The following is a 14,413-nucleotide window of genomic DNA, read 5'->3' as shown; positions in this document are numbered from 1 at the left end:
CTACAACCAAAAAGAAAGAAGCTATTCTAGAGCGGCCATTTTAGACCGGTCAGAATAGCTTTAAATCAACGAGTTAATCTTGTTTTGTTACGACATCCACCTTACCTGTTGCGGGATCAATTACTAATCCATGAACCTTAATGTGGGAAGGTAATAAAGGATGATTTCTTATAATAGAAACGCTTTGTTGAACTGATTCTTCTACTGTGTCAAAGCCATGAAATTCATCATGAAAATCAATCCCAGCATTCTCTAATGTTTGAATAGTTGCTTCAGGAATCCCTTTGTCCATCATTTTTTTAGTTAAGTTTCCAGGCTGAATATGAGACATGCCGCAATCATAATGGCCGATAACAGTAACTTCTTCTGCTTGAAGCTCGTAAATAGCAACTAAAATGCTTTTCATGATGCTGTCGAAAGGCTTTCTAATGATAGCACCAGCATTTTTAAGCATTTTTACATCTCCGTTTTGTATATTTAATGCTTTCGGCAATAGCTCTACTAGACGTGATTCCATACAGGTGAAAATAACCATCCGTTTGTTTGGAATACTGTCTGTTTGATATGGCTCATATTTTTTTCCTTCAACAAATTGTTTGTTAAATGCAAGCATTTCTTCTAAATGCAATATCCATCTCTCCCTTCGACTTTGCATTGCTTGGAACAAACATATTTTATCATAAAAACCGATACATATTGTAATTATAAGGTTATCTAAGGTTCTTATAATAAGAAAGAGAACATCTTAAGCTTGCATAAAAATTCCCTTTAAAGTGTATAAGGATAGCATGAGCATGAAAGAAGATTTTCGCAATTTCGAAATAGAAGGTTTTTTCTTTTTTAATAAAATTTTCCGAAAAAGTATTGACTTAAAATTTTCCAGCAACTATAATTATGATTATCAAAAATAAGAGGGGAGGTTACTACCATGGAAAAAAGAATGATACAACAACAGAGAATTAATTTCATATGGAATATAGTGACCTTCTGCGGATATAAATAATTGTTCATATAGTATGTGTTAAATCATCTATATGGGTTTTATTTAGGAAAGGTCACACTATCTGTGACCTTTTTGTAATGTTGGAGAAGTATGTCTTTTTAAAAGCAACTTTTCAACCGTTTGCATACGTCATAGACGTGTGCTTTTTTTATTCCCAGAAGGTTAACGAAATTAAAGAGAGAGAAAAGAAGGTGAAAACATGTTTCAGGTTTTTAAGAAACTAGATTGGTTTTTCAAGCATTACTGGAAGCGTTACACATTTGCTATTATCGCATTAATCATTGCTAGTGCATTGGGGTTGATTCCTCCAAAGCTGGTCGGGTTTGCGATTGATCATATACAATTTGAAACACTAACATTCCAATTATTGTGGTTCATTGTGATCGGTTATGTTGTATTGACTTTTGTACATTATGGTATTTCGTTTTTATGGGATTATACACTTTTTGGTGGAGCGGTTATGCTTGAACGATGGACGCGAAGTCGATTAATGGGACATTTTTTAAAAATGACGCCCACCTTTTTTGGGAAGTTTAAAACCGGGGATTTAATGGCAAGAAGTACTAATGATTTAAAAGCAATTGCCTTAACAGCTGGCTTTGGAGTTTTAACGCTTGTTGATTCCAGTATATTCATGCTTATGATTATTGCAGTTATGGGCTTGACGATTAGCTGGAAGCTTACCTTTGCTGCACTTATTCCATTACCAATAATGGCAATTGTGATGAACAAATATGGTGCAGCGATTCATGCAAGATTTACAAAAGCACAGGCAGCATTCGGGGATATGAATAATGAAGTACTTGAATCGATTCGGGGAGTAAGAGTTATTCGTGCTTTTGTGCAAGAACAACAGGATAAAAGTCGATTTGCCAAAATGACTGAAGATGTTTATGAAAAAAATATCGAAGTAGCTAAAATAGACGCTTTGTTTGAGCCCACGATGAAAATACTAGTAGGGCTATCATATACGATTGGACTTGGATATGGTGCATTACTCGTTTTTAGAAACGCGATAACGTTAGGAGATTTGGTAGCGTTTAACGTTTATCTGGGAATGTTGATTTGGCCTATGTTTGCTGTTGGTGAGCTCATCAATATTTTACAACGCGGAAATGCTTCATTAGATCGCGTGAACAACATTTTAGATTACGAAGCAGATGTAGAAGATTGTATAACGCCAAAGAAAGTAGCAACCGTCGATACGATTTCCTTCAAGGATGTTTCCTTTGCTTATCCAGAGACAGAGATGAATCGTTTAGAGCATATTTCCTTACATGTAAAGCAGGGGCAAACGATAGGTGTTGTTGGTAAGACAGGTGCAGGGAAGACAACGCTATTTAAGCTAATGCTGCGCCAATATCCAGGTATCAAAGGTGAGATTCGTATCTCTGGTACACGACTTGAAGCTATTTCGCTTGAACAAATCCGTTCTTGGATTGGATACGTGCCCCAGGACCAGATGATGTTTTCAAAAACGATTCGGGAGAACATTCAGTTTGGAAAAGCAGATGCAACGGATAAAGAAATATTTCGTGTAATGGATCTTGCTCATTTTCTAGAAGATATCAAGCAGCTACCAAAAGGATTAGATACACAGGTTGGAGAAAGTGGCGTTACTTTGTCAGGCGGACAAAAGCAGCGTGTTGCTTTAGCAAGAGCATTTATTAAGAATCCTGAAATATTAATTCTTGATGATTCCATGTCAGCAGTAGATGGAAAAACAGAAGCGAAGATTATTGAACATTTACGAAAAGAACGAAAAAATAAAACAACATTTATTGCAGCACATCGCTTGTCAGCAGTTGCTCATGCAGATCATATCATTGTGCTTGAAGATGGTAAAATTGTGGAAGAAGGCACACATGAGGAACTAATTCAGCAAGCAGGCTGGTATAAAGCACAGTATGAATTGCAACAAATGGGAAATGGGGAGGTGACTTCCTAATGAAGAAGGCATCAACTGAGAAAAGATTATTTGCATATGCCCTTCAGTTTAAACGCGGCATTATTATTGGGATTATTTGTTTAATCATTGCAACTACACTTGAATTAGCTGGTCCTTTAATCGCTAAACAGGTGATTGATGAGCATATTCTTGGAATTGAAGGTGCATGGCATGAGGTTACGAACGAAGATAAAAACACCGTTAATTATGACGGAAAGCAGTTAAAACGTGCGGATCGCCTAACAGATGGCGAACAAACATTAGGAGCGCACACGGTATTACAGGTTGGAAAGAGCTATTATTTTGTTGAGGAAAAGGTTCCATTGCAAGGAAAGCGAACAATTGAAGACGGAACACTACAAATTAAGAGTGCAGATGGAACAGAGCGTTTTCAAGCAGAAAAAATGAAGATGTCAGAGATCTATTCGTTTTTTAAGCCAGAACAACGTGCTATCTTCTTTTTGCTTGGATTGTATATGGTCTTGCTCGTAATTGCAGGGTTCTTTCAATTTTATCAAACCTTTTTACTGCAAAAATCGTCAAATCAAATTGTTCAAAAGATGCGAAATGATATTTTTGCGCACACACAACGAATACCTATCACCTATTTTGTGGATCAGCCAGCCGGAAAAATTGTTGCACGCATTACAAATGATACAGAAGCGATTCGCGATTTGTATGAACGCGTGCTTTCGATTGTTTTAACAAGTGCTATTTATATGGCAGGAATTTTTGTTGCATTGTTTATTCTTGATGCGAAGCTCGCACTAATTTGTTTACTCGTTATTCCATTGATTATTGGCTGGATGAAGGTTTATAAGTTTTTTGGAACAAAATACAACAAGGTAATCCGTTCAACGGTTAGTGAAATTAATGGAAATATTAATGAAGCAATTCAAGGAATGCCAATTATACAGGCATTTCGCAGAGAAGCGAAAACAAAGGAAGAGTTTGAAGTTCTAAATGAACGACACTTTACATTTCAACGCAAGCTAGTAAAACTTAGTGCGCTTACTTCATACAACCTTGTTACGGTTTTTAGAAACCTTGCTTTTGTCGCATTTATTTGGTACTTTGGTTCATCATCATTAGAGCTAAGCAGTGTAATTTCAATTGGTATGCTTTATGCAATCGTTGATTATTTAACAAGACTATTTGAGCCTGTAACCGATATTGTTAATCAGCTTCCATTGATTGAACAAGCACGAGTAGCAGGAAGTCGTGTTTTTGAATTAATGGATCGAGATGGCGAAGCGGTAGAGAACGAGGAAATAAACAAGTATCGCGGAAACATTAAATTTGATCATGTGTCGTTTGCGTATAATGATGAAGACTATGTATTGAACGATATTTCATTTGAAGTAAAGGCAGGGCAAACCGCAGCCTTTGCAGGGCATACAGGTTCTGGAAAAAGCTCGATCATGAATTTACTGTTTCGTTTTTATGATCCCCAAAAAGGATCAATCACGATTGATGGTTATCCGACAGAAGAGTGGTCACGACAACAGGTTCGTAGTCATATGGGGATTGTACTTCAGGATCCATTCTTGTTTTCTGGCACGATTGTATCCAATGTGACAATGAATGATCCATCGATTGATCGAGAAAGAGCGATTCAAGCATTAAAGGCCGTAGGTGCGGATCGATTTATTGAAAAGCTGCCTAACAAGTATGATGAAAAAGTAACAGAGGGTGGATCAACTTTTTCACTTGGAGAACGACAGCTCATTTCTTTTGCTCGTGCACTTGCTTTTGATCCAGCAATCCTCATATTAGATGAAGCGACTGCAAATATTGATACGGAAACAGAGGCAATTATTCAACGTGCATTAGAGGTACTAAAAAAGGGGAGAACGACCTTAGTAATTGCCCATCGATTATCAACGATTCAGCAGGCGGACGTTATTTTTGTTCTTGAGCATGGTACAATAAAAGAACGTGGAAACCATGTTCAATTGTTAGAAGAAAAAGGAATGTACTATCAAATGTATCAAATGCAACAGGGAAAAGCTCAACGCGCAGTATAAGTTAGTGTACGAGGTGACCCAATGAAAAATAAGGATGATAACAAAGAAATAGATATTATTGATACGGACTTATATGAAGAATTCGAGGATGAGGAATTATATCATCTTGTCCAGGAAGCAAAAAAAGAAGCGCTAGCAAGGCAAAAAGCGGATGAAGAAGAAAATAAAAAGCAAACAAGACGTCCATTTCCAAGATGGGCGTTTTGGCTCATTGCTTTTATGCTCTTATTTCAAGTTATCGCTGTGTTACCACAAACCTTTTCTATTCCAGCTATAAATTTTTTAATTACATCTTCAAAGCTTTCCACACAGGATCATATTAAACAAGAGAAAAAGGCAGTTGTTGGGATTGAAACAGAAGACGCAAGAGGGACAGGGTTCTCAATTTCAGAGGATGGTACTATTTTAACAAATTATCATGTAGTGGAGGAAGAAAAGACGGTAACTGTTGCGTACCCAGACGATGGATTGTATACAGCAGAGGTTGTGCATACATATCCAGAGGTGGATCTTGCTGAGTTGAAAGTAACAAATGGTGGAAAGGGGCTTCCGTATCTTGAATTAGCTACTAGCGCTACTGTGAAAGGTGGGGCAGCCATTCATTTTATTGGGAATCCATTACGGTTTCAAGGAATTGCGAATCAAGGAAGCATTATTGACTATACAGCTCTGGAGGATTGGGATGAAGAGGTAGTAATGATTGATGCGCCAATTTATCGAGGCAATAGTGGAAGTCCGATAATCGGTGAGGATGACAAGGTTATTGGGGTTGTTTTTGCCACATTAGATCATGAAGAATATGGAAGGGTAGGTTTGTTTATCCCCATTGAAATGTATTTACAACGAGAAATGGAGAGGAAAAAGACAGAACAGTAACTTGCATGATTATCATTTTTTGCCCGCCTTAATAATACAGTAATGGATATTTAAATAAACTGTAATTGTTTTGAGATAGCTTCACAAATATGGATAAGGTATGATGGAGTATATTAAATAAATTTTAATAAAAGATGGTGGGCGCATCATGCGTATTAATAATAAATTAATGTTCAAAAAATATACATATGTTTTACAAACGTTTACACCCAAAAACAAGTTTAAAAAGACGAATACTATGATAACTGGAGGTGCTTCCAGTTGTTAATGCAAAAAACGCTACAGGATATTCCATTAGAAGAAATGGTGGCGATGGCACAAGCGGGGAATGATGCGGTATTAAATGATTTGTTACGAACGTATCAGCCTTTTATTGCGAAATGTGTATCTGAGGTATGCAAACGCTATATTGATCCAGAGAGAGATGATGAATTTAGTGTTGGTCTATCTGCATTTCATGATGCCATTCAAACGTACAAGCCTGATCGAGGAAGTTCATTTTTATCCTTTGCAAAGCTAGTTATAACAAGAAAAGTAATTGATTATATCCGGTACATGCAAAAGCATCCTGCTGCTGTTTCATTGGATGAGACATATGATGAGGACCAGATGGAAAATCCAATGGAAATTATTGCAGTAAAAGAGAGATATCAATTAGAGCAGGATGCATGGCATCGGCGACAGGAAATTCTTGATTTTAAAACGAAGCTTGCAGTATACCATTTATCATTACAGGAGCTGACAGAAATATCGCCAAAGCACCGCGATGCACGTGAATCAGCAATCCGTATTGCGAGAATGTTGTACCGCAATCCCGAACTGAATCATTATGTTCAAGTGAAAAAAAAGCTCCCGATAAAAGAATTAGTGAAGATGGTAGAGGTTAGTAAAAAAACGTTAGAGCGGAATCGAAAGTACATTTTAGCAATTTTTATTGTGCTTAGTGAAAATTATGTGTTTCTTCAAGATTATTTGAAGGGGGTAGGTCAGTGAAAAAGGGCATCATCATGGAACAGCACCGGAAATACACCATTATGCTTACTGAGGATGGGTTATTTGAAAAAGCCAAGCGGATAGCAAATGGACCAATCGGTGTTGAATCTATATATGAACCTCTTATGGAAAGAAAAGGAACCATTCTTTCTCGTTCTATCATGAATAAAAAGCCGGTTCGAATTTTAGCGATGGCATGTATTTTAATGCTGCTTGTTTTTCCGATTCTCTTTATTGTAGATAATGAAAAAACGTATGCATACGTCAATATCGACATTAATCCAAGTATGGAACTAGAAGTGGATAAAGATATGAAAGTGCATGCGATTCATCCATTAAATGAGGATGCGTCACTTCTCTTAGATGAATTAGAGGAAGTGAAAGGTAAAAAGCTGGAAACAATTATAACGATAATTATGCAAAAAAGTGAATCAAAAGGGTTAATTAAACACGGAAAAAATATGGTAGTCGGTATTAATTATGTTCAAGCAGATAAAATATCAAATCCAAATGCTATTGATCAATATTTCACAGCGGTCGATAATGAATGGAATATTGTAACATTAAACATACCAGAGGAAGTACGAGAGACAGCAAAAGCTGAGCAAAAGTCGATGAATGAGATTATGGCTGCAAAATTGATTGGAAATGATGATGGGTTAAATGGAGTTACGAAAGAAACAATTGCTGTGAATGATGAGGAAAAAGCTATTATTAAATCTTTTTATATGAAAAAAAATGAAGCAAACGACCCAAACACAGATAAAACAGATAAGCAAATCAATAAAAAGCCAGTCAAGGAAAAGAAAGACGTTACAGTTAAAGAAAAACAGCAAAATAAACCAGCAGAGCAAAGCAAAGTACATCAAACAGAAAAAGAAACAAATCGAAAGAAGCAGGAAAATGCTGAGAAGTCTAACCAGCATGCAAAAGAGGAGCAAAAAATCAAAAAGGATATTAATAAATATATATCAGAAGAAAAGCAAGAATGGCTAGAAAAAAAACTAGAAAAAAAGCGTGAAAAGTTCCGTGAAACAGAAGAGGATTATCGTGAACGTAAGGATTATAACGATTATAAAAAGTACTTTGATGAAGATGACGATGAAAATGACGATGAGGATGAAGATTAAAGGGATGTATATAGTGCATCCCTTTTTTGTTTCGTAATTATAAGCGATGCGTTTGATTCCCGTCTGTGTTCATCTTTACTGTAAATGGGCAGGCATTTCTTGCCTGCCCATCTTGCTTGTATTTCTATTTTGCTAAGCATTCTTTAGAGGGAGCTTTCAGTGAATGGTGAGGCTATATTTTCATGGCGGCTGAGGGGACATGCTTCATCGCATGATCTACATAATAAAGCAAATTATCATGAGATTCAATGATCTTCTTTTCGTCGAGAGAATGGTGAAAGGCATGCAAAAAATGTTGTATTCGTTTAGACAGAATATCATCCTGTGTCCTTACCATTAGTACAAGTAAATCATCCCATTGTCCCCAGAGCGTATAGTATAACGCTTTGTCGTAATCTGGAACATCCATATTTTCCCCTCCTTAAAATGTCAGGGTAAATTTAGTTTCCCCGTATTATATATATATTTTCGAAAACAAAAATGGTGTGGTTTCCAAATAAAGGTTTTAACGGTGACGGCATAAACTTCCTTTGTCGTTACATACTAAACTTAAAATAGTAAAGGAGGAAAGATAAAATGAAATGGAAATTCTTTAGTATCCTTACAGTGCTAATGATTGCTCTATTAGTAGCATGTCAAGGAAATACAAATACAAATGATCAAGGAGCAAATGATAATCCAAATGTCGACCCAACTCGCTATAATGCGAATGATGGGAACAAAAATTACACGATGGACGGTGAAACTGGTAACCGAAACCGCGCAGATAATCGTAATAACATGACGCATTATGAGGTAGCAAAAGAAGCAGCAGATCGAATTACTAATGAGGTTCCTGAAATCGATCATGCATATGTTTTAACAACAAATAACAATGCTTATGTTGCCGCAACAATGGATGATAATCGGAACAATAAAAATGGGAATAACAACGGGAATATGAATAATCGAGCTGGAATGGATAACGGCGGAGAATTGACGGATAAGGTTAAGAAAAAAGTTGCGGATATCGTTCAATCTGTAGACAACGATATTGACAATGTATATGTATCCACTAATCCAGACTTTGTAGATTTAACGAATAATTATGTGGATGATATGAATAATGGTCGTCCAGTGGAAGGATTTTTTGATCAGATGGGTAATATGATTGAAAGGATTTTTCCACAGAATAAACGATAAAATGATGGAAAATGAGCGTGTATGGATAAATATATCCCGCGCTCTTTTTTTATTCAAATAAGCTATAACACTTTATTTAATGAACATTACGATATCCGCTTTAATTTGAATATGATAAAATAGGGAAAAAGCTTGGAGGAGTTTTCATGAGTGAAAAAGTATTGCAGTATTTAAAAGATAACCGAGAAAGAAATTTAAAGAAACTAAATGAATTTCTGTCTATTCCGAGTGTAAGTACTGATAGTGTACATAAAACACATGTTGAAGAAGCGGCAGCTTTTTTAATTTCCTATTTAAATGATATTGGCTTTTCAAATGTGGAAACGGTTGAGACTGACGGGCATCCGCTCGTTTATGCAGTGTACGATCAAGCTGGAGAAGACGCTCCTACGGTTTTGTTCTATGGCCATTATGATGTACAACCAGTCGATCCAATCGAGCAATGGGAAAGCGATCCTTTTCAACCAGTGGTCCGTGATGGGCGCCTGTTTGCACGAGGTTCCAGTGATGATAAGGGGCAAGTTTTTATGCAATTAGCTGTTTTTGAAGCATTTATGAAAACAGAAGGAAAACTTCCTGTTAATGTAAAGGTTTGTATTGAAGGAGAAGAGGAAATCGGTAGTGAAAACCTATATACCATTCTTCATGATAAAAAAGAGCTTTTCGCTGCTGATTTTGCTGTTATTTCTGATTCAGGTATGGTTGCAAAAAATCAGCCAACCATCTTATACGGATTAAAAGGGTTTACTGGAATCGAGCTAATCGTGCATGGTCCAGATCATGATCTTCATTCAGGAATGTACGGTGGAGCAGCTAAAAATCCGATTATGGCACTTTCGCATATTTTAGCTTCGATGAAAAATAACGAAGAAGTAATTACAGTAGAAGGTTTTTATGATGGCGTGGAACCCCTATCTGCTGAAGAAAGAGAATTAATTAAACAGGTACCTGGAGAAGATTATGTTCAATCAACCGGTATTCCTGAAACTGTTTCTGAAAAAGGGTATACAGCGAAAGAACATACGATGGCACGACCTACTTTTGAAGTGAATGGGATATATGGCGGTTATCAAGGAGAAGGGACGAAAACGATTATTCCTGCTAGTGCAACAGCAAAAATCACTTGTCGTTTAGTGCCTGGCCAGGATCCGGAAACAATTCAAGACCTATTAGAATCACATATTAAAAAGGTTTCCCCAGCTGGTGTAACCGTAGAAGTGAAAAAGGAAAAGCTTTCTGCAAAAGCGTACAAAGTAGAACCAAATCACCCACTAATTAAAAAAGCTGCAGAAAGCTATACCCAGGCGTTTGGGAAAGAAACAGTTTACGTACGAATGGGAGGCTCTATTCCAGTTGTAGAGTGGATTGAAGCCATTTATCAAATTCCTATCGTGTTGTTAGGGTTTGGAACTCCAGACGACAGACTTCATTCTCCAAATGAAAGCTTTCCATTAGATAGCTTTGATAAAGGAATGGAGACACTCGTTTATTATTGGAATGCTGTGCATGCATAACATGATAGGATCTTAAAGGGGGGGTACTTGAAGTGGAATTGGCGATTATTACGGGTACTTCAAAAGGACTTGGAGAAGCAGTGGCTACGTTGTTTATTGAAAATGGTATTCATGTTATCGGGATTGCGCGCAATGCAAATGTTCGTTTGCAGCAGCTAGCAGTTCAGCATGACGTCTCATACACCCACCTTACTTGTGATTTAGGCGAAGGTGAGCAATTGAAACAAGCGGTCGCTGCTATCAGAGAAGAAGTAAAGCATATGGATTTAAATACAATTTTCTTAATCAATAATGCAGCAGTAGTTGGTCCTGTGAATCAAGCGATGTATGTCGAGCATGAACGGTTAAGTAACCATGTGCATGTTAATTTAGTCGCACCGATGTCTTTGACGAATGCTTGTTTGGAGTTGGCGACGACGCAAGGAATTCCGTTGTATGCTTCTATTGTTACATCGGGTGCAGCAGAACGTCCAGTCTATGGTTGGAGTGCCTATTGTAGTACAAAGGCAGCTGTAAATATGTTTGTTCAAACCGTTGGACTGGAACAAGCTGAACAGGATAGTCATCATCGTGTTATCGCATTTAACCCCGGAATTATGGATACGGAAATGCAAGTAACAATTCGCGATAGTAGCTCTGAGGAGTTTATCGATATTGAGAAATTTAAGAATTACAAAAAGCAAAACTTATTACAGGACCCTTTAACTGTAGCAGACGCATTATTTAATGTAATGAAGAACCGAAGCATGCTTGAAAACGGAAAAATATATGCTGCTAAATAACAGAGATAAAGGCTGCCACACAAATGTTAATTAAGAAACATATGGCAGTCTTTCTTGTTTATTAGCGTATCAGTAGGAAATGCCTATTCAGTTGATATTATGATTTAGTCTGCAAGAATAGGCGCTAATATGTTACACTTTAAATTGGATTAAACGGGTTCCTAATAACAAACGATTGCATATTGTTTGTAATATAAGATGATTTGTATTGATATGAAAAGGAGTAAAAAAGGAATGATTACTAGAAAAAGCAGACGAGAAATTGAGCAAATGCAGAAAGCAGCTGATTTGCTTGTAAAAACACATAAGGAAATTGCCAACATGATTCGACCAGGAATTACGACGATGGAAATCGAATCCTTTGTCGATAAATTTTTAGCGGACCATGGTGCTACCCCAGAGCAAAAGGGCTATAATGGCTATCAATTTGCTACTTGTGCATCCATTAACGATGAAATTTGTCATGGCTTCCCACGTAATGAAACACTTAAGGATGGGGATATTGTTACGATAGATATGGTTGTTAATTTAAACGGTGGTCTTGCAGATTCGGCATGGACTTATGGGGTTGGAAATGTCGATGAAAAAGGGATTCGCTTAATGGACGTAACAAAAACAGCACTGTACAAAGGTATTGAACAGGCGAAAGCTGGAAATCGCTTAGGTGATATTGGGCATGCAATTCAATCCTATGCGGAAGCAGAAGGTTTTTCCGTTGTTCGTGATTTCACTGGTCATGGGATTGGTCCAACAATCCATGAGGACCCTCATGTTCCTCACTTTGGCTTGCCAAATAAAGGGTTACGACTTAAAGAGGGAATGGTAATTACGATTGAGCCAATGATCAATGAAGGAAGCTGGAAGAGTAAAATGGATGATAATGGTTGGACTGCTCGTACGATTGATAAAGGGCGTTCTGCGCAATACGAGCATACGATTGTCATTACGAAAGACGCACCAATTATTTTAACAGAGCAAGATCCAAAACAATAATATTAGAGAAAAAAGCTAGGACAGAACCCACGAAGTCAGATCGTTCATGATTCAGGGTACTGTCTGCTTTTTTTTATGAATAAGATAATGCTATCTTATTCACTAGCCTGAATGTGGCTGCTTTACGCTGGTACAGCCACAGTCTCTACGGAAGAAAACCACTTCCCGCGGGAGTCAGTCTCCTTTCATTAGGCTATCCCTTTGCAGAGGAGTAAAAAATCTAAATCTTATACTTTTGCTTCAATGGCTGCCTTTTTGCTGCCAAAAAGAATCGTAATGATTGGACTCAGTAAGCAGAAAAAGGCAAATGGAACATATGCTAAAACAGATACACCCAACACATCAGCAATAAATACACCACAGACGCTCCAAGGGACTAAAGGATTAATTACTGTCCCAGCATCCTCTAACGTTCGTGATAATGCTTTATTGGATAAGCCGGCTTTTTGATATATTCCTTTATACGTTTCACCTGTAAGCATAATGGACAAGTATTGCTCTCCGATTAAAACATTAATTCCTATCGCTGTTGCAGCAGTGGAAACAATTATGGAACGAGCCCGCTTTAGCCTTTCTTGGAATGAAAGAAGTAATGATGGAATAATACCAGTAACAAACAATAATCCGCCAAATCCTAATGCTACTAAAACGAGTGAAATAGTAAATAGCATGCTTTGAATGCCACCTTTTGTAAGGAGACTATCTACAGGTTCAAAGCCAGTTACGCCTGTATACCCTTCAAACCAAATCATCCATATATCAGACCAAGCTATCCCATTAACAAAAAATGCGAGAAATGTTGCAGTAATAATACTGAGTGAAATAGAAATGAATGCTGGCCATTTTAAAATCGTACACGTTACTAATAGCAGGATTGGAATCCATGCCGTCCAATGGAGTAAGCCTGTTGCAGCTAATGCTTGCTGATACTGACTTGCTACGTCTATCGAAATCGTTTGATTTGGAGAAAGGACGTAGTAGATGACAAAAGAAATAAGGAATGCCGGGATGGTTGTAAGGCTTAAGTGCTTTATATGATCAAATAAATCAACATTTACGATTGTTGATGCTAAATTTGTTGTATCAGATAATGGGGACATTTTGTCTCCAAAAAATGCACCAGACACAATAGCACCAGCAGTAATCGCTAAGGAAGCATCCATAGCACTTCCAATTCCGATAAACGCAACACCAATTGTTGCTGTTGTTGTAAGTGAGCTTCCAAGTGAAACCCCAATTAAAGCAGTAATCGAAAATACAATTGCATAAAATCCTGTACCACCGATAAGCGTGAAACCAGTATCAATCAGCATTGGAATAGTTCCACTAATCATCCAGCTACTAATGAGAACACCAATGAGAAAAAATAAAAATACGGCGGCAATTCCCGTTTTCGCTCCATCAATTAGTCCATTATGAAGATCCTGAAAAGGAATCTTTCGTAAGCTTCCATATGCTACCAGAACCAATATCGAAAGTAATATAGGGATATGAGGAACTGTTCCAAGACGAATGATGAAATAACTGATTAACCCAATGAGTATGATAAAAATGCTTAAAGCTTCGATAAGCTTTGGTGAATATTTTGGTTTAATTGGAAACATCGAACTACCTCCTCTTTTTTTAAAAAACAAAAAACTCCGCCCCCTATAATAGGGACGAAGTTAGCTCCGCGTTACCACCCTGATTGATGCTTTGTAAGTGTTCATTACAAAACATCCACTCATCATGATTAAATCCAAAGGCTGAAATGTGTAATTCAATCAACTCTCCGCCAAAGCTTTCACCAAACGCTTTGTCTCTACATGCTGCACCAGAGTAATCTACTATTCATTTCTGGATTATTTCCATTCATTTTTAAATATTAATTAAGAATATACCGTGAGATGAAAGTAAATGTCAATAGGCAATTTATAAAAACAGCTTTTTAATTTTTCGTAATTGCGTTATAATAGATGAAATTTT

Annotated in this window: 12 protein-coding genes; 9 read left to right on the top strand and 3 right to left on the bottom strand. The window is 37.1% G+C overall.

Translation table 11 applies throughout. The annotated features are described in order from the left end of the window. Window positions 1-73: 73 nt before the first annotated feature. Window positions 74-631: a beta-class carbonic anhydrase gene (locus QBK89_RS03020; RefSeq protein WP_284139647.1), complete on the bottom strand. Its 558-nt coding sequence runs from the start codon at window positions 629-631 to the stop codon at window positions 74-76. 571 nt (window positions 632-1,202) lie between these two features. On the opposite strand from QBK89_RS03020, the gene QBK89_RS03015 reads away from it, so the two are divergent. From QBK89_RS03015 to QBK89_RS02995, 5 genes are all read left to right on the top strand, one after another. Then, window positions 1,203-2,951: an ABC transporter ATP-binding protein gene (locus QBK89_RS03015; protein ID WP_284139529.1), complete on the top strand. Its 1,749-nt coding sequence runs from the start codon at window positions 1,203-1,205 to the stop codon at window positions 2,949-2,951. Next, complete coding sequence (locus QBK89_RS03010; protein WP_284139528.1) at window positions 2,951-4,978, top strand: ABC transporter ATP-binding protein; 2,028 nt, start codon at window positions 2,951-2,953, stop codon at window positions 4,976-4,978. Before QBK89_RS03015 ends, QBK89_RS03010 begins: the two co-directional genes overlap by 1 nt. A 21-nt stretch (window positions 4,979-4,999) precedes the next feature. Then, a complete protein-coding gene (locus QBK89_RS03005; RefSeq protein ID WP_284139527.1) occupies window positions 5,000-5,854 on the top strand; it encodes a S1C family serine protease in 855 nt (284 codons plus the stop codon). Window positions 5,855-6,115: 261 nt separating this feature from the next. Further along, complete coding sequence (sigI, locus tag QBK89_RS03000; RefSeq protein WP_443089743.1) at window positions 6,116-6,847, top strand: RNA polymerase sigma-I factor; 732 nt, start codon at window positions 6,116-6,118, stop codon at window positions 6,845-6,847. Further along, complete coding sequence (locus QBK89_RS02995; RefSeq protein WP_284139526.1) at window positions 6,844-7,977, top strand: anti-sigma-I factor RsgI family protein; 1,134 nt, start codon at window positions 6,844-6,846, stop codon at window positions 7,975-7,977. Before sigI ends, QBK89_RS02995 begins: the two co-directional genes overlap by 4 nt. 172 nt (window positions 7,978-8,149) lie before the next feature. Here the strand turns inward: QBK89_RS02995 and QBK89_RS02990 are convergent, their stop codons facing one another. Then, entirely contained in the window at window positions 8,150-8,386 is a 237-nt protein-coding gene (locus QBK89_RS02990) for a YhdB family protein (RefSeq protein ID WP_284139525.1), read from the bottom strand. Window positions 8,387-8,553: 167 nt separating this feature from the next. On the opposite strand from QBK89_RS02990, the gene QBK89_RS02985 reads away from it, so the two are divergent. The 4 genes from QBK89_RS02985 to map all read left to right on the top strand — a co-directional run bounded on the left by QBK89_RS02985 (window position 8,554) and on the right by map (window position 12,448). Beyond that, window positions 8,554-9,159, top strand: a complete 606-nt coding sequence (locus QBK89_RS02985; RefSeq protein WP_284139524.1) for a YhcN/YlaJ family sporulation lipoprotein — start codon at window positions 8,554-8,556, stop codon at window positions 9,157-9,159. Between the two features lie 146 nt (window positions 9,160-9,305). Then, window positions 9,306-10,673, top strand: coding sequence for a dipeptidase (locus tag QBK89_RS02980; protein ID WP_284139523.1), 1,368 nt, complete (start codon window positions 9,306-9,308; stop codon window positions 10,671-10,673). 32 nt (window positions 10,674-10,705) lie between these two features. Beyond that, window positions 10,706-11,455 carry a (S)-benzoin forming benzil reductase gene (locus QBK89_RS02975; RefSeq protein ID WP_284139522.1) on the top strand — a complete coding sequence of 250 codons (750 nt, stop codon included), beginning with the start codon at window positions 10,706-10,708 and terminating at the stop codon, window positions 11,453-11,455. 234 nt (window positions 11,456-11,689) lie between these two features. Next, window positions 11,690-12,448 carry a type I methionyl aminopeptidase gene (map, locus tag QBK89_RS02970; protein ID WP_284139521.1) on the top strand — a complete coding sequence of 253 codons (759 nt, stop codon included), beginning with the start codon at window positions 11,690-11,692 and terminating at the stop codon, window positions 12,446-12,448. Between the two features lie 227 nt (window positions 12,449-12,675). Here the strand turns inward: map and nhaC are convergent, their stop codons facing one another. Further along, a complete protein-coding gene (gene nhaC, locus QBK89_RS02965; RefSeq protein ID WP_284139520.1) occupies window positions 12,676-14,052 on the bottom strand; it encodes a Na+/H+ antiporter NhaC in 1,377 nt (458 codons plus the stop codon). Between the last annotated feature and the right edge of the window lie 361 nt (window positions 14,053-14,413).

Origin of the sequence: Virgibacillus sp. LDC-1, from assembly GCF_030137545.1 — a bacterium.
GTDB lineage: Bacteria > Bacillota > Bacilli > Bacillales > Amphibacillaceae > LDC-1.
The sequence above is the reverse complement of the archived record's forward strand: the minus strand, read 5'-3'. Positions and strand labels throughout refer to the sequence as shown.

Coding starts and splice junctions, on each gene's coding strand:
- QBK89_RS02985 (WP_284139524.1), top strand. CDS start 8,554: ATGAAATGGAAATTCTTTAGTATCCTTACAGTGCTAATGATTGCTCTA.
- nhaC (WP_284139520.1), bottom strand. CDS start 14,052: ATGTTTCCAATTAAACCAAAATATTCACCAAAGCTTATCGAAGCTTTA.
- QBK89_RS02980 (WP_284139523.1), top strand. CDS start 9,306: ATGAGTGAAAAAGTATTGCAGTATTTAAAAGATAACCGAGAAAGAAAT.
- QBK89_RS02990 (WP_284139525.1), bottom strand. CDS start 8,386: ATGGATGTTCCAGATTACGACAAAGCGTTATACTATACGCTCTGGGGA.
- QBK89_RS03015 (WP_284139529.1), top strand. CDS start 1,203: ATGTTTCAGGTTTTTAAGAAACTAGATTGGTTTTTCAAGCATTACTGG.
- QBK89_RS03010 (WP_284139528.1), top strand. CDS start 2,951: ATGAAGAAGGCATCAACTGAGAAAAGATTATTTGCATATGCCCTTCAG.
- QBK89_RS03005 (WP_284139527.1), top strand. CDS start 5,000: ATGAAAAATAAGGATGATAACAAAGAAATAGATATTATTGATACGGAC.
- map (WP_284139521.1), top strand. CDS start 11,690: ATGATTACTAGAAAAAGCAGACGAGAAATTGAGCAAATGCAGAAAGCA.